Raw genomic sequence first — 16,246 nt, 5'->3', positions numbered from 1 at the left:
ATCTCTCTCTTTTTACTTGACGCTGCTTTTCCAGTCGGCTGCAAATTTAACTAAACCTTGGTCCGTCAACGGGTGCTTGGCGATTTGTGCAATCACGCCGAACGGAACGGTCGCAATGTGCGCGCCGGCCATGGCGACGCGGGTGACGTGGTCCGGGTGGCGTACCGAGGCTGCGATAATTTGCGTATCCAGGTTATGCGTGCGGAACAGCTGCGCAATTTTGTCCACCAGCAGGACGCCGTCTTCAGAAATATCGTCCAGACGACCCAGGAACGGCGATACGTATGTTGCCCCGGCACGGGCGGCCAGCAGCGCCTGGTTCACGGTAAAGATCAGGGTCACGTTTGTTTTGACCCCTTTTTGGGACAAATAACGGCAGGCTTCAAGACCCGCAAGGGTCATCGGCAGCTTGATCGTGATTTTCTCATCGTTATTGTTGATCTTAATCAGCTCATTTGCCTGGGCAATCATTTCCTCAGCGGTTTCCGCATCCGGCGTCACTTCGGCCGACACGGACTCCACTTCCGGCACAGCCTGGCAAATCTCGGCGATCCGGTCTTCGAATTTCACGCCTTCCTTGGCAACCAGGGACGGGTTCGTGGTGACTCCGGACAGAACCCCGATTTTGTAGGCGGATTGAATATCCTGCAGATTGGCGGTATCAATAAAAAATTTCATCTTACAACCTCCTGTGAATGTTCAATATATGATTGGCTCGGTAAACCGAGCATAGAACCCAAAATCAGCTGGCGGTAACTTGCTCGACAAGCGGCTCGGAAGCAGCCTTTCCGGCTTCGTCTTCCTCATCGAACCACCAGTGGAATCCGTCTGCGGCAAGCAGCTCATGGGCCGCTTCCGGACCGTGCGAACCGGCAGCATAAGGATGCAGCGGCACCTCATTAGCGGCGAAGGCTTCCAGGATCGGCTGCACCCACTGCCAGGACAGGTCGACCTCATCCCAATGGACGAAGAACGTCGAATCTCCGTTCAGTGCATCGTGAATCAGCGTTTCGTACGCTTCCTGGGCTTCTTTGCGGTCCGGATACATATCGATGTATACCGGTTTAAAGCCGGTCGGATGATCCGGGTCCTTCGCATTCAGCTGAAGCGTGATGCCTTCTTTCGGCCCGATCTCGATGACCAGCAGGTTCGGTACGGTTGCCTGCTCTGCTTGCGTCGCCGTGGTGAGCGGTTCCTTGAATTCGATCACGATGCGTGTGCTCTTCGACGCCAGACGTTTACCTGTCCGAATGTAGAACGGAACGCCGCGCCAGTAGTAATTATCGATATGCAGCTTGGCCGCGATAAACGTATCGTTCATCGAACCTTCGGAAATACCGGGTTCAGCTGTGTATGCGGGAACCGGTTTGCCTTGAATGGATCCGGCAGTATATTGTCCGCGCACGATGTTGGTAAGCACATCCTGCTTTTGCAGCGGATCCAGTGCTTCAAGCACCTGCTTCTTCTTGAGCTGGACGTTCTCCGCCGAAGCCATGTTGTGCGGCGCGTGAATGGTCAGCATCATGAGCAGCTGCATCATGTGGTTCTGGAACATATCCCGCAGGGCCCCGGCTTTGTCGTAGTATCCAGCGCGCTCCTCTACGCCTACGGTCTCGTCAGCCGTAATTTGGACGTTGGCGATAAAGCGGTTCGTCCACAGCGCCTGAATCACAGGATTCGCCTGCTTCAATGCTTCAAGCCGCTGCACCATAGATTTGCCGAGGTAATGGTCGATCCGGTAAATTTCTTCTTCCGCAAAAGCTTGGCTCAGCTGGTCGTTTAGCTCGCGGGCCGAAGCGACGTCATGGCCGAACGGCTTCTCGATCACGAGGCGCTTCCAGCCCGTTACGCTGCCAAGTCCGCTGTTTTCGATTTGGGAGGCGATAGTGCCGAAGAAGTTCGGCGCAACGGACAAGTAGAACAAGCGGTTCGATGTTCCGCCGATTCCTTGCTCCCAGGCTTCCACCCGATCTTTTAACCGGACGAAGTGATCCGTGTCATCGATGTGCAGAATGTTGAAGCCAAAGAGTCCCAGGAAGGACTGCAGGGAGTCATCCTCTTTCACATTCAGCCGGTAAAAATCGTACAGCGACTGCTTGACGTGAGCCTTAAACGTTTCATCCGTCATTTCTTTACGGCCGAGGCCGATTACAGAGAAAGCTTCCGGAAGCTTTCCGTGGATATATAAATGATACAGAGCAGGGTATATTTTGCGCTTGGCCAAATCGCCAGTCGCTCCAAACAATACAAAAGTTGTAGGATTCATCTCAATTGCTCCTTCCTTTCAAAGCTCCGCGACTTCCACTTCTCATTCTGTCGAAAAAGCTCTGGTTTCTGTGTCTTGGATTCACTATAATACAAATATGTGCCATACATGTAATCAATATATTTCTGAGGAGATATAGACCATATCTATGACTAACAATTACGAGTTGTATAAAGTGTTTTATTGGGCCGCAAAGACGGGAAGTTTAACGCAGGCCGCCAAGGCGCTGTACCTGACCCAGCCCAGCGTCAGCCATGCCATCAAGCAGCTGGAGGAGCGGATCGGGGTTACGTTGTTTTACCGCACCTCCAAAGGCGTGAGCTTGACGCAGGAAGGCAAAATTTTATTTTCCTATATAGAGCAATCGCAAATTCTCATTACGCTCGCTGAAGAAAAAATGGTGGCGCTCAAAAATTTGGACAGCGGCGAGCTGCGGATCGGCGGAAGCGATTCGTTGTTCAAGCACTACCTGCTTCCTTTTCTCGAAGACTTTCACGTAAAATATCCGGGTATCAAGCTGCACCTGAATCACGGAACGACACCGGAAGTGATCTCCTATCTAAAGGAAGGGCGGATCGACCTTGGCGTTGTAAGGATGCCGATCTTCGACTCGCAGCTGGAGGTAACGGAAAGCATTGAGCTGCAGGACTGCTTTGTGGCGGGCGAACGGTATGCGGAGCTGAAGGGGCAGGCGCTGTCCATGGAACAGCTGATGGAATATCCCGTGATTCTGTTCTCACGGAACAGCCGGGTGCGTATGGCCATTACAGAGCTGTTTGAAAAATACGGACACGAGCTGAAACCCGACATCGAGGTGGGAAGCGTCGATTTGCTGATCGAATTCGCCAAGCGTGGGCTGGGCATTTCGTATGTCACGCGCGAATTCGTAGCCAAGGAGCTGAAGGAAGGCTCTCTCTTTGAAATTGAGCTGGATGTGGAGATCCCCCCTTCCAAGGTGGGCCTTATGGTAATGCGAAACATGCCGATTTCGGCGGCGGCGACGAGATTTATCGAGGTGGTTCATTAGTCGGACGCACATCTTTCAAGGTAGGCAAAATCAAAAGGACGCCAACACAATGGCGTCCTTTAACGCATCATCCGTTCTTAGATTCAGTGCTGCTTCCGGTACGCTGACGGTGACATCGAACAGTAGTTTTTAAAAGCACGGGTAAATGCGAACAGGGTCGGATACCCAAGGGAGTATGCGATCTCCGTAACGGCAGCCGACGTCCCGGACAGCATTTGCTTGGCCTTGTCCATCTTGACCTTGGCAATATACTCGGCCGGTGTCATGCCTACAAACTTCGTAAACTGTGTCGAAAAATAGGTGCGGTTCAGGCCGGCATATTCGGCTACTTGCTGTACGGTGATCCCCTCGGCGGCATGCCATTCGATGTACTCGGTCCACTGGGATGCTTTGCTTTTCTTTATCGTTGTTGCACCTGGACGCTGGGGCTCGTCCACGGCTTTCGCGCTTGCGATCAGCTGGGATAACGCCTGGTACAGCAGTCCTTTCAGGTTCAGGGCGGCGGCGACCTGATCCGTCTTACCATCCTTCCACTCCGCAAACAGACGCCGGATCAAGTTCGCTACCTCTGGACTCCACAGCCCCCTGGAGCAAGGTACATCCGGATGAAAGCCTGCCAGATTCAGCATCGGTTCCATGCCGGATCCATCCATGGCCAGCCATGTTAACTGCAGAGAATGATCGTCGTCCGGCTTGTAATACATATAGGTACGGTTCGGATACATGCAAAAGGCATCCCCTGTCTGGAGCCTGTACGTGTGACCCTCATATTCAACCATCAGACTGCCCGCCCTGACAAAATGAATACTGTAGCATTCAATTCTGCGCGGACCGATCCGGTATCCCGGCTTTGCTGTACTCTGACCCGCCCTGACCAGCCAGAACGGGGTATCTTTGTCGATCCTGGTCGGCGTGTAATATAAAAATTCCGCGAATTCGTGATCATACTCCTGCAGCATGCGTTCTCATCCTCCCCATCATCCTTACATGAACTGACAAAATGATAAATCTATCATACAATACGCCATTCTCTTTGGGCACCCCTTTACATATAATCAGTTCGAGGAGGTTGACGGATGAAGAAACCTAATATTTTGTTAATTACCAGCGATCAGCAGCACTGGAATACGATTGGCGCCTTTAATCCTGAAATACATACCCCGAATCTGGACCGGCTTGTCCGGGAAGGGACGACGTTCGATCGGGCGTATTGCCCCAATCCGACCTGCACGCCGAGCCGTGCCTCGATCATTACCGGCATGTACCCGAGCCAGCATGGCGCGTGGACGCTCGGCACCAAATTGCTGGAGGATCGCCATACGGTAGGCGAAGATTTCAAGCAAGCCGGTTACCGGACCGGGCTGATCGGCAAAGCACATTTTCAGCCGCTCACTTCGACCGAGGAATTTCCGTCGCTTGAAGCCTATCCCATTCTTCAGGATTTGGAGTTTTGGAAAAATTACAAAGATGGGTTCTACGGTTTTGAGCACGTGGAGCTGGCGCGGAATCACACCAATGAAGCCCATGTCGGGCAGCATTATGCGCTGTGGATGGAAGAGAAAGGCTGCCATAACTGGAGAGACTATTTCCTGCCGCCTACAGGTACCATGGACCGGGATCAAACATATAAATGGCCGATTCCCGAAGAGTACCATTACAATACCTGGATCGCCGAACGGACCAATGCTTTACTGGAACAATATCATGAAAACGACGAAAGCTTTTTCCTGTGGTCCAGCTTCTTCGACCCGCACCCGGAATACCTCGTTCCCGAGCCATGGGATACGATGTACGATCCCGAGCAGCTCACCATTCCCGAGATGATTCCGGGCGAGCATGACCGCAATCCGCCGCATTTTGCCAAAACGCAGGAAGAGCAACCCGACTTCACAAACCTGCAGGAAACGGGACATGGCATTCACGGTTACCGTTCGCATCATTATTACGAGTACGGCAGCAGGAAGCGATTGACGGAGTATGATAAGAAAAAGCTGGTCGCCGTCTATTACGGCATGATCAGCATGATGGATAAGTACATCGGGCATATTCTCGATAAGCTGGAGGAACTGGGAATGGCCGATAACACGATCGTCGTCTTTACGACGGATCACGGGCATTTCTTCGGACAGCACGGTCTGCAGGCCAAGGGCGGGTTTCATTACGAGGACTTGATCAAGCTGCCGTTTATCGTCCGGTATCCCGGTGAAGTGCCGGCCGGCAAGCGGAGCAGCGCCATTCAATCTTTGGTGGACCTGGCTCCGACCTTCTTGTCCCTGTGCGATCTGCCGGTTCCTTATGCGATGACGGGCATCGACCAGAAAAAGGTATGGCTCGGCGAAGCCGTGCAGGCGCGGGATCATGCTATCTGCGAGTTCAGGCATGAACCGACCACCATCCACCAAAAAACTTACGTCGACGAGCGCTATAAAATCACGGTCTACTACAATCAGACCTACGGTGAAATCTTCGATCTGCAGGAAGACCCCGGAGAGCTGAACAATTTATGGGACGATCCGGAGCATGCGCCGCTCAAAACCGAACTACTGCTAAAATATGCCTGGGCGGAGCTCGGCAAAGAGTCTATGCCGATGCCGAGAATTACCGGAGCATAAGGCTTGTCAGGCCCGATCCACACGATGGGAATGCTTGTCCCGGCGTAATGAAATTCATGAACCTATGAACGTTCGATCGTAAAAGTAACAGCAGCACATCCAAAAAGGCCGATTCACATCGCTGTGAATCAGCCTTTTCCAACTCATTTATCGATTCGGATACAGTTTGAATTCATCACCTGACTCCGTCTCAAACTGGAGCAGTGAACCTTCCAGCATGTGGACCTCGCCTCCTACCATCTGCAGGCGTACTTCGCCTTCTTCCCATGGATTCCGGATCCGGCATGTTCCTCCCAGGGAGGACGTGATCGTTACATATTGTATATCGCCACCCCGAACAGCCGATTTGACGTTAAATCCACCAGGACACCATAGCGAAAATTCAGCGTCCCAATCCACAGGACATGCAGGGAAAAGACGGATAACCGAATCCTGGCCTGGGCCCGCTGGCTGGCTTTGGCACAGCGCCGATTGCAGCGCAGCTGCAGCGTTCCCAAGACGCTGAATGCTGATGCAGTTCACCCCTTCCCTGACGGTTAAGCGGTTTTCAAACGATTTGATTCGGCCTGTATCGTTGAAATAGCAGTAATCCCGCTCCGCGTTGACACATTCCAACTGGGCCAGCACGACCTGCTTAAAAGGCTCGGCAAGCCCCATATTGGCCAAGACGCGTGCCATCCCCGACATTTCAGAGGCAGCACGGCTCCAGTCGTGATCGAGAAGCTCCTCCTGGTACCGAATCGTCGCCATAGTCGTCTTAAACATGTCTGGGTTACTCCCGGCGGTCTCGAGGGAACATAAGCTGCCAAAATAAGCTGGCTTCACGTCGATATGGCTCTTCTGATCCAACACCGGACCGAGTGCGCCGACCCATACGGCCGCTTCCCCTTCTCCCGTTTTCAGGACGGCGTCTGCTTGGTCGCTCCGCGGAAGCGGGGCAAGATGCTCGTAAAGTTCCTGCCACGCCGGCCGTATATCGCGATCCAATCCGAGTATGTCCGAAGCCCGGAGGACGATCGGAAAGATCGTATGCATGCCCGCCATCGAATCCATCGTGTCTTTGCCGCCGTAATATTTTTCGTCGCTGGTCGTGTGATACATGTGATACAGTCCGTCCTCATCCTTCCGCAGGTTGGGGTTGTGGCGGAAAAACTCGGCGACGCCCCGGATGACCGGATATGCGCGCTCACGCAGCCATTCTTCATCCTTGGTGAACTCATAGTACAACCAGTAGTGGTAAGCAATTCCGACCTGGGTGGCGAACATGTGCGTCGTGAATCCAAATGGGCCATAACCTCGTTCCTTGTACGTAAACCTGCCGTCCACATATTTTTCGTGATACTTCCAGTTCCAGCGGCTCTCATGCGGCCGCTTGGAGTAAGCATATTCGCGAAACCGGTCGGACATCTGCTCCCACGGCTTGCGCAGCAAATAGAGGTCCCTCATTTCCTCGGCAATGTCTTCCGGCAGCTCCTCCACCCCGTCAAAGGACACGACTTCCGGGATATAAATGCCTTGGCTTCCCCACTGCTGCCTTGCTGCGGCTGCACACGAATCGTACATGGCTGAATACATGTTGAAATACGGATGGAACAGTTCATCATGCCCGGTTGGCAGTACGGCGTTATAATACAAATTCATGTTGTTCCACCAATGCATGGCCCCCCAGTGCCGAAGATCTCCGCGCGGGCTGAGCAGCATGCCGCCGAAATTCGGAGGAAATTGTGAACCACGCGAATTGGATGCCATCAGGTATACATAATACGTGTAATGCTGCTCGACGAATTCGGCGTGCCCGTCCCGGCTATGAAGGCGGATATACGATTTGTCCCAAAAGGATTGCCACCACTTGCGATGCTCCGCCAGCAGCACGTCATATCCCGACTGCATGGCATGCCGCACCGTTCGGATCGCTTCCCCGATGACATCTTCCTGTTCATCAAAGCTGGCTGCACTGCTCATAAAGATGTCAAAACTGCCGTTTCCCGGTTGAACACACAGGCGCATTTCCGTCTCATTCGGCTGCCCGATCACCAGACTTTCCCGATAAGCGCCGACTGGCTTCCGGCCGCCGTACTCGTCGTTCATCCTTACCTGCGCGTCCCTTCCCGTTATCGCAATAACGACCGCTGAAGCGCAGAAATAGTCTCCTTCGCGGAATTGCTGATGAAGCACCATCATGCCGTCCCTTATTATGAAGCGTGATACGGCCGAGTGGTTTTTGGTCACGACCTCTGCAGGGCGCAGCATTTTGAGCTTAATGTTAACCACCTGAGGCGCCGGCCGGCGATCATGGATCCGGACGCCGAACACATCATGCCCGGACGCAGCAAAGGCTTCCGCCGCCACCCCAATCCCCGATATCGATGCCGTCGCGTCATACAGACTTAGATGCTGACGAATTCCTTTGTCATTAAATACATCCTCGCCATAATCCACCAGGTCGATATCGACAAAACCGCAGCCGTAAGCATAATCCGAGTGCCGCTGGTTGAAGCTGTTGGTACGGCTGTCATTCGCATACACATCGGCCCGGTTGATTTGAAACTTGAGCGCCGAGGGGGAAGTCCAAATGAGACTGCCCATCCGGCCATTTCCGAGCGGAAGGCCGCCCTCACTTCGCTCCACGGTATGACGGTAATGCAAATCCGCCCGTGAGACATGCTCGCGCATGTTGATGTTTGGAGATTCCACTGCTTTTTTCACTGGCCTGCACTCCCTGCGTGTGTGATGAAAAAGCTTTAGACGATCACGTATAATGGTGAATCCAAGTCTATCTTAATCGTGTGCGGGATGCTGCCAGTATGAATAAGTTACGATGGACATGGAATTTGTTACGAAACGACAATTCAGGCGAACCTGGAGTGGAAACAAAAAAAGAAAGCCGCACTAAACGGCTTCCTCGTATAAAGGGCAGGACTCATATGGTCAGTTTATAAACGTACGATTTCTCCGGATCGGACTTCGATCGGATCCCCATCTACGCTGACCCATACCGATTGGGCCGACGGATTATGAATGAGGTGTGAATCGGCTGAGTAACGGAGTCCTTCCACGGCCTTGCAGTAGGCGTAAATTTCCGCATTGGTTGCGTACCAAATGTCGTCCTTGCCGCCGATCATCTCACCGAACCTCTCTACCAAATCCCAGTTATTGTCGTTATCGAATTCATAGCTGTGGCCCCAGACGTAAAAAAGCGACATTCTCGAATATCGTTGCTGCATATCAATCCATTGCTCAGCGTATTCGACCATTTGCTTATGATGGCAGGTCGGATGCCAGCGGAGCCAGTCGTCCGGCTTATGAAAGCCGCCATGACTGTTCACTGTACGGGCGTATTCGATACCTATGGACCGCAATATGTTCACAACCTGATCGCTGTAGGTGCCAAACGGATAGCTCATCCCTTTGACCGGATAGCTGACGAGCTCCTCCAATGCCTTGCGGTCCGCCACCACCTGCTCCAGCACTTGATCCGGCGGCGTCTGTTCCAGAAAGGGATGGTCCACCGTATGAACCGAAACCTCATGCCCCTGAAACAATGTCGCGACTTCCGTTTTGTCGATATATCCTGCTTTGCCGAGATTCCCGCTGTTCAGATGAAACGTCCCCTTGAGGCCATAGTCGTTCAGCAGACTGACTAATTTGCGGTCATGGTCCCGCCCGTCGTCAAAGCTGAGCGTCACCGCCTTGTTCACACCGTTCGGAAAACGGTCCAGTTGGATGCGCATATGTCGTCTCTCCTCTTTTGTAAGCATAGTGATAATCGTTTACCGGTATATATGAATTCGCTTCTGTTGATCCATCTTTAATTTCATAGCCGCCAGCGTTTTGCGTATCCAAGGAATTTTGTTCATGGTCATCACATTCAGAACGTAAATCAACACAAGCTTGATCCCTGTAAAATCCGGTTGTAGTTGATCCTGAAAGGCTTCCATTGACTTCCCTTCCCTCCACTTCATTTCATGACCCGTTTACCCAAGCGAACGGTTTGCGCTTTCAATTACACGTTCTATGTAAGCTTGTAATGCCTCAATGAATATGCGGCCTGCCTTACCCAGATATTTATCCGTCCGGTAAATGATGCAGATCTCCTGGCTCGGTGTTGGATGCAGAAGCGTGACTGCGGTGATTTGTTCCCGGCCAAGGTTGTCGAGCAGCAGCCGGGGAAGAATGCATGCTCCAATTCCCTGCTCTACCATGGAGAGAAGCGTCGATAGCGTCGAGGTCACCATAGGGTGATGCAGCTCCATACCTTTTTCCTGGCAGCAGGCCCGAATCAGCTTCGTGATCTGGTGATCGGGGCCGAAGGTGACCATATCCAGCTCCTTCAGCTGTTCAAAGGGGATGGCCTTTAATCGGGCAGCGGGATGATCCGATCGGACGGCAAGCGCAAACTCCTCATGAAACAGTGGGATGATGGCCATACGATCGTCGGGCCGCTCAGGCATCGTCGTGACGCCCAAGTCTCTGTTCCCGGCCAAAACCTCTTCATATACGTTCGTCGTTTCGCTGACCGAAATGGACAGCTTGGGGTAAGCCCGGTGAAAATCAAGCAGCAGCGCGTCAAACAGCAGGTCCCCATCCCCTGGCAGTATGCCGATGTCCAGCTTGCCGCCCTCCACTTTTTTAAGATCCGAGATGGCCCCCTGAATGTAATCCACCCTCTCAAAGATCAGCTGGCTCTGTTCGAGCAGGATCCGGCCGGCATCGGTTAAAGCAATCTTTTTGCCGATTCGATCAAACAGAGGCATCCCCAGCTCCTTTTCCAGAAACTTGATTTGCTGGCTCAAATTCGACTGTGTCGTACAGAGATTCTCGGCGGCCCGGGAGAAATGCATTTCTTTACATATCGCTGCAAAGTATTCAAGCTGTCGAAGTTCCATGGACGTCTCCTTCCCATTGTTTCGTATGCTGCCATGTTAAGTTCTATATCCAGTATAACGGAGGACGGAAGGATTTCCCATAAGATGAAAGATCCATTAGTGAAAACGATTCATACCATCGGAATTACGTGATTGTTGCTTATGGTCTGGACCGGTAAACTTGGTAACAAGAACGAAATAAACCATCCCACAAACCACTAAGGAGGAATTACAAATGAGTACACAATCTATCGTGAATACAGGCAAGGTGCTGCATCAACTGGTGATCGGTCAGGTTCAGGGCATACCGGAGTCACTCTTCGATATTACGCCGGCAGGCTTCAGAAATACGATCCGCTGGAACGTCGGGCATATCGTATTTTGGCTCGATCGATATCAGCAGCTGTGCTTCGGATCAGCGTCGACTATTCCGGCATCCTACGAAACGTTGTTCAACAGCGGTACAAAGCCGGCCGACTGGACGATTGCTCCGCCATCCCAAGAAGAATTGGTGCAGCAGCTTGCCAATCAGCTGTCCCAGATTTCAGAGATTACGCCGGATATGCTTCAGCAGGATCTGAAGTCCCCGTTCGTGTTGGGACCCTTTGAATTCACGACCGCTGCTGAGTTGTTCAACTTCGCCTTGATGCACGAAGCTATCCACCTGGGAACGATTACGAGCCAGCAAAAAGCGGTACAATAGCCGGCTTCCTTGTAACACGGATTGCATTCGCGCGAAAATGTGCCTCATAGCGGAAGTTCTACCAGCTAAACGAAAGAAGCCCCTTCACAGCAGCGCTTGGCGCCTGGAAGGGGCTTTAACTTATGCGTGAGAACTAAACTTTTACCGTGTTAAGCACTTGTTGTGCCTGATAAGGCTTTCTCGCCTTCTACATAGTCCGCGTATTCTGCGGCATACTTCTCCAGCTGCTCATCGCTGACTTCGCGGATTCGGCCAATAACAAACGGCGACCGATAGATCATCCCGGTCAGGTTTGCCGTCTGTTGGAACGGACGGAGCAGCTCGCCATAAGAGTAATTGTGAAAGCCGCCGGCTTGGTACATGCTCGGAGAACCTCCGGAAGAGATGGCGATGATCAGCTCTTTTCCATTCAACTTGACCCCGCCTGGTCCATGGGCCCATCCAAACTCGAACACTTCATCCATCCATTTCTTCAGCAGGGAAGGCGAGCTGTACCAGAAAAAAGGAAATTGAAGCACGATTCGGTCGTGCGCCAGAAGCAGCGCCTGCTCGCTTGCAATATCGATCTTTTCGTCCGGATAGGCTTCATAGAGCCGATGTACGGTCACATTGCCCCGCAATACCAACTCTTCCGCCAGCCGCCTGTTGATCCGGGAATGCTCCAAATCGGGATGAGCAACAATCACAAGTGTGGCGGTCGGCTACCCTCATTTGATTTCCGCCGAAATCGTCATTTCGTCAACCATCGTGCTCCGCAATCGGCGTAGGTCCCGGACCGGCGGCATCCCAAACATCCGGGCATATTCCCTGCTAAAATGGGACGGACTCTCGTATCCGACCTGAAACGCAGCTTCCGCCGCATCGATCGATTCGGAGAAGAGCAGCCGGCGCGCCTCTTGCAACCGGATCTGCTTTTGGTACTGGATTGGGCTCATCCCTGTGACTTCCTTGAAATAATCGTACAAAGACGAAGTGCTCATACGGGCCTCCGCAGCCAAATCTTCTACGCGCAGAGGCAGGGCGAAATCGCGGTTAATCTTCTCAACCACCCCCGCGATTCGCTGGGCGTGGCTTCCGATCACGGCAAATTGCATCAGAGATGCGCTGTGCTCGTTCTGAAGCACCCGGTAAATGGTTTCCCGCATGGCATACGGCGCAAGCACCGGAATATCACGCGGTGTTTCAACCAGTTTCACAAGCCGCAGCACGGCATCCAGAAGCGTATCGTTGAGCTGGCTTACCTTCAACCCCCGGCTGGTCTCATTCCCAGCTCGGATAGCATCATCAGATGCTTGAATCACATCAAGAATTTGGTTCATATCAAAAAGGACTTGCAGGCTTAAATACGGCGTTTCATTCGATGCCTCCATCACTTGCCCAGTAATCGGTAATTGGACTGAAGCGGTTAGGTAACTGCTCGGGTCATACTGATACACCTCTTGTCCCAGCATAACCACCTTGGAACCCTGCGCTACGACGCAAAGGGATGGCTCATAGACAGAATATACCGGTTCAGATAACCGGGAAGAGCGAATGAAGCGCAAACCGGGAACTTCCGTCTCATGCGTACCGTCTTCCGGTGTGAACTTCTCGATGATCCGGAGCAGTTCTTTTCTTTGTTTCTCGAACCATTCATCCATCCTCTTCTTCCCCCTTTGATCTATATGATTAGCTTAACTTTATCTGCTTCTGGAGGATTAGGCAATCATCTTGTATGATCCGGCTACCGTCTCTCTTTCCGAAGGAACGATAATGAACATGTAAGAAATGCGAAACATGGTCCGGATCACATAACTGTAGAAAACGATGACATGTCAGGATTCGATCCGGCTTTCGCAAAGGAAAGGAGAATATTCAATGACTACGCAAAACGAACAATCCCATCCGTATGTCGGCATGTGGGTGACAAAGGACGGTTACATCCGGCATGAGCTGCTGCCGAACGGGAGGTATGACGAAGCGCGCGGTAATCGGAAGAGCGCTTATCAAGGCAGGTACACCATTGTAGGCGACCATATCGAATATGTGGATGATACAGGGTTTACAGCGGACGGCGACTTCCGCGATTCGGTGCTCTACCACGCGGGCATGATTCTCTATCGTGAAAATTAGCGGGGAGATGCCCCTTTTGTATCACAAGAGTTCGAATCGAGCAACTTAGCATAAATCAAATCCAAAGGAGAAATGTTCAATGTCCGAAATCAATGGAAAAGTCGTTGTGATTACAGGTGCAAGCAGCGGGATCGGCGAAGCTACAGCGAAGCTTCTCGCCAGCCGGGGCGCCCATGTTGTCATGGGGGCCAGACGCGTAGAAAGACTGGAAGCACTGGCTTCCCTCATTGAGGCAGAAGGAGGGTCCGCCTTATATCAACAGCTTGATGTGACAAGTATCGAGCAAATGCAGTCCATCATCCACTTGGCGCAAAGCCGGTTCGGACGGGTCGATGTCATCGTGAACAATGCCGGCGTGATGCCGCTATCACCGTTGGAAGCTTTGAAAATCGACGAATGGAACCGGATGATCGATGTCAATATCCGCGGGGTTCTGCACGGTATTGCCGCAGGTCTCCCCGTAATGAAGGAGCAGCAATTTGGCCATATGATTAACGTGGCTTCCATCGGGGCTTATTCGGTCACGCCGACGGCGGCGGTATACTGTGCAACCAAATACGCTGTTCGCGCCATCACGGAAGGTTTGCGGCAGGAAATTGATGCAAACATCCGGGTAACGCTCGTTTCTCCCGGCGTAACGGAATCCGAGCTCGCTGAGAGCATTACGGATGACGGGGCAAGGGATTTTATGAAAACGTACCGGCGCAACGCTCTTCCTGCTTCCGCTATTGCCCGAGCCATCGCCTATGCGATCGAGCAGCCGGCGGACGTCGATGTGAACGAGCTGGTGGTTCGCCCCACAGCCCGGCTTGCATGATACGATGAATAAATAAATTAAGCATCCGAAGGACGAATCAGGCAGCCGGTCGACAAAACGATCCGGCTGCCTGATTGTTTTTTAATGGTTACAAGTCCCGCTCATACCGTACTTCCTCCGATACCTCTTTGAACCCCACGGCATGATACAAGGATAAAGCCGATGAATTGGCCGTTTCAACCTGCAGTACGGCACACTCACATCCGATATTTTTGAGATAGGTCAGCGCCTGGTGCAGCAAATGCTTGGCAATGCCCTGTTGTCGCCAAGGTTCTCTGACAAAAACGTCCTCGATGACGCCATCCCCCTCTGCATCCACCCATGCCATCACGCTGCCGACCAGCGTATCATTCTCCCGGACGACAAAAGAAGTCCAAGCTTGATTCTTCCGGTTTTCCATGAGCCGCTCCATCCCAATTGGAGCCCCCGGCCAAATTTCCATGTCTGCTGCCAAGTATTCATGGATGCCGGCTCCCGACGGCATGTCCCACTGGATACAGCGATATGGTGCGGAAAGAGCGGATGGGTCCATTTCTCCAACCAGATGTCGCTGCATGGTATACAGACTTTTACTGTAGCTGAATCCTTTCGCTATAAAATATTGGGTGTTGTTCACTTCAGTGGACTGGTTACCGATCCCAACCAACGTCTGGTGAGCCGGGGGCAGGGCTGCTTTCAACTCGTATGCCCTGTTCAGCAAAGGTTCGTATAGCAGATCATAGAGATGATAGTCATTCTCCCTTTCCGGACGCGTCTTCAAGTTGAGATAAATTTGGTGTTTATGGTCCTGCGCGCTGCCAGCCGGGATTTCCGAAATGACGCTGACCTGCCCTTTTCCGATCATTCGTTCTCCCTCCACCGCAATGAACACATTCGGCCAATTGACTTCGTCTCCAACCCACCAGAACACCGTTTCTCCCCTTGAAGTTACGGCAGCATACAAATCTCCCAGCATCTGAAAATCTTCTTTCGTAAAATGGCGGACTTCAATCAGTGTCATTCACAAACCTCTCTTTTTATGATCTGTAGCTCTTCACTAACAGGTTGATTTTACCATTTTACGTTTCAGTTGTTTGGTAACATTCGTTTATATTCGTTTTGGAGGTCACCGAAGATCAGGCGGTCAATTAGGACATGGCTTGCTGGTCTAACCACTCCTGTTGTGTAAGACCGTAAATGACCCTGTCTAAATATTGGTCATGTAAACGTTCGTAATTCCGGATAATCCCTTCCTGCGTGAAGCCCAATCGTTCCGGAATCGCTCGGCTCCTGATATTGCCTACCGCCGCGCCGATCTCGACTTTACGAAGCCGCAGATCATGGAACGCATGAGCGACAAACGTTCTGCATGCAGAAGTCATTAACCCCTTCCCCTCAAATGGGGAGCCTAGCCAGTAGCCTATTTCTGTTCGACCCGCTTCCCAATCGATCCCTAGAAAACCTATGGACCCTGCAATCTGTTCCTTATACCATATCCCTGCCCAGTACCCATCGTTATTGGCGAATCTTTTTAATGACCTGCTTATAAAGGCTCTTGTGTCCTCGACTTTATGTGTAAGATCAGGAAACTGCAGCCACTGCCGTATAGATTCACGACTGCTGTCAATTAAATGATAAAGCTCGTTAGCATGTCTGTCTTCCAGAATCGAAATGTATGTATCATCATTGACTATAGCCTTGTACATCGAATGACTCCTCCTTTGTCAAACATTAACGTTCTTTAATTAAGATCTTAGTCTCTCGTATCAAAATTATGAAGGGATATGGCCCGCTATACAATGAATTTTTCTGAAGTAGGCATTGCAAATCCTTGGAGTATAATTTATTATGGACATTGTAGGTCT

The 16,246-nt window shown here is 51.8% G+C and carries 15 protein-coding genes; 5 read left to right on the top strand and 10 right to left on the bottom strand.

Translation table 11 applies throughout. The annotated features are described in order from the left end of the window. Nucleotides 1-12 precede the first annotated feature (12 nt). Together fsa and zwf are read right to left on the bottom strand one after the other, a co-directional pair. Nucleotides 13-678 (bottom strand): fructose-6-phosphate aldolase, encoded by a 666-nt coding sequence (gene fsa, locus KI379_RS11725; RefSeq protein WP_076166067.1) that lies wholly within the window; start codon nucleotides 676-678, stop codon nucleotides 13-15. Nucleotides 679-742: 64 nt separating this feature from the next. After that, a complete protein-coding gene (gene zwf, locus KI379_RS11720) occupies nucleotides 743-2,266 on the bottom strand; it encodes a glucose-6-phosphate dehydrogenase (protein ID WP_076166070.1) in 1,524 nt (507 codons plus the stop codon). 148 nt (nucleotides 2,267-2,414) lie between these two features. Between zwf and KI379_RS11715 the strand changes: the two genes are divergently transcribed. Further along, nucleotides 2,415-3,293, top strand: a complete 879-nt coding sequence (locus tag KI379_RS11715; protein ID WP_076166074.1) for a LysR family transcriptional regulator — start codon at nucleotides 2,415-2,417, stop codon at nucleotides 3,291-3,293. An 83-nt stretch (nucleotides 3,294-3,376) separates the two neighbouring features. On the opposite strand, the gene KI379_RS11710 is transcribed toward KI379_RS11715, so the two are convergent. Next, nucleotides 3,377-4,252 carry an AraC family transcriptional regulator gene (locus KI379_RS11710; protein ID WP_212983658.1) on the bottom strand — a complete coding sequence of 292 codons (876 nt, stop codon included), beginning with the start codon at nucleotides 4,250-4,252 and terminating at the stop codon, nucleotides 3,377-3,379. A gap of 117 nt (nucleotides 4,253-4,369) precedes the next feature. Between KI379_RS11710 and KI379_RS11705 the strand changes: the two genes are divergently transcribed. Continuing rightward, on the top strand, nucleotides 4,370-5,905 hold the full coding sequence (locus KI379_RS11705; protein WP_212983657.1) for a sulfatase family protein: 1,536 nt from the start codon (nucleotides 4,370-4,372) through the stop codon (nucleotides 5,903-5,905). Nucleotides 5,906-6,052: 147 nt separating this feature from the next. On the opposite strand, the gene KI379_RS11700 is transcribed toward KI379_RS11705, so the two are convergent. The 3 genes from KI379_RS11700 to KI379_RS11690 form a co-directional block, all read right to left on the bottom strand. Further along, nucleotides 6,053-8,611, bottom strand: coding sequence for a glycosyl hydrolase family 95 catalytic domain-containing protein (locus KI379_RS11700; protein ID WP_212983656.1), 2,559 nt, complete (start codon nucleotides 8,609-8,611; stop codon nucleotides 6,053-6,055). 227 nt (nucleotides 8,612-8,838) lie between these two features. Beyond that, complete coding sequence (locus KI379_RS11695; RefSeq protein WP_212983655.1) at nucleotides 8,839-9,636, bottom strand: polysaccharide deacetylase family protein; 798 nt, start codon at nucleotides 9,634-9,636, stop codon at nucleotides 8,839-8,841. A 243-nt stretch (nucleotides 9,637-9,879) separates the two neighbouring features. Then, nucleotides 9,880-10,791, bottom strand: coding sequence for a LysR family transcriptional regulator (locus KI379_RS11690; RefSeq protein WP_076166088.1), 912 nt, complete (start codon nucleotides 10,789-10,791; stop codon nucleotides 9,880-9,882). Between the two features lie 214 nt (nucleotides 10,792-11,005). Between KI379_RS11690 and KI379_RS11685 the strand changes: the two genes are divergently transcribed. After that, entirely contained in the window at nucleotides 11,006-11,473 is a 468-nt protein-coding gene (locus KI379_RS11685; protein ID WP_076166093.1) for a DinB family protein, read from the top strand. Nucleotides 11,474-11,622: 149 nt separating this feature from the next. Here the strand turns inward: KI379_RS11685 and KI379_RS11680 are convergent, their stop codons facing one another. Together KI379_RS11680 and KI379_RS11675 are read right to left on the bottom strand one after the other, a co-directional pair. After that, nucleotides 11,623-12,159, bottom strand: coding sequence for an NAD(P)H-dependent oxidoreductase (locus tag KI379_RS11680; protein ID WP_089547144.1), 537 nt, complete (start codon nucleotides 12,157-12,159; stop codon nucleotides 11,623-11,625). Nucleotides 12,160-12,180: 21 nt separating this feature from the next. Beyond that, entirely contained in the window at nucleotides 12,181-13,113 is a 933-nt protein-coding gene (locus KI379_RS11675; protein WP_089547143.1) for an AraC family transcriptional regulator, read from the bottom strand. 217 nt (nucleotides 13,114-13,330) lie between these two features. On the opposite strand from KI379_RS11675, the gene KI379_RS11670 reads away from it, so the two are divergent. Next, nucleotides 13,331-13,585, top strand: a complete 255-nt coding sequence (locus KI379_RS11670) for an Atu4866 domain-containing protein (protein ID WP_076166104.1) — start codon at nucleotides 13,331-13,333, stop codon at nucleotides 13,583-13,585. 79 nt (nucleotides 13,586-13,664) lie between these two features. Then, nucleotides 13,665-14,402 (top strand): SDR family oxidoreductase, encoded by a 738-nt coding sequence (locus KI379_RS11665; protein WP_089547142.1) that lies wholly within the window; start codon nucleotides 13,665-13,667, stop codon nucleotides 14,400-14,402. A gap of 88 nt (nucleotides 14,403-14,490) precedes the next feature. Here the strand turns inward: KI379_RS11665 and KI379_RS11660 are convergent, their stop codons facing one another. Together KI379_RS11660 and KI379_RS11655 are read right to left on the bottom strand one after the other, a co-directional pair. Next, a complete protein-coding gene (locus KI379_RS11660) occupies nucleotides 14,491-15,402 on the bottom strand; it encodes a GNAT family N-acetyltransferase (RefSeq protein WP_212983654.1) in 912 nt (303 codons plus the stop codon). Between the two features lie 127 nt (nucleotides 15,403-15,529). Beyond that, nucleotides 15,530-16,087, bottom strand: a complete 558-nt coding sequence (locus KI379_RS11655) for a GNAT family N-acetyltransferase (RefSeq protein ID WP_089547140.1) — start codon at nucleotides 16,085-16,087, stop codon at nucleotides 15,530-15,532. Between the last annotated feature and the right edge of the window lie 159 nt (nucleotides 16,088-16,246).

It is taken from the genome of Paenibacillus cineris (genome assembly GCF_018333335.1).
In the GTDB taxonomy this organism is placed as follows: Bacteria; Bacillota; Bacilli; order Paenibacillales; family Paenibacillaceae; genus Paenibacillus_AQ; species Paenibacillus_AQ favisporus.
Note: the sequence above shows the minus strand (reverse complement) of the source record. Positions and strands in the feature narration are given on the sequence as shown.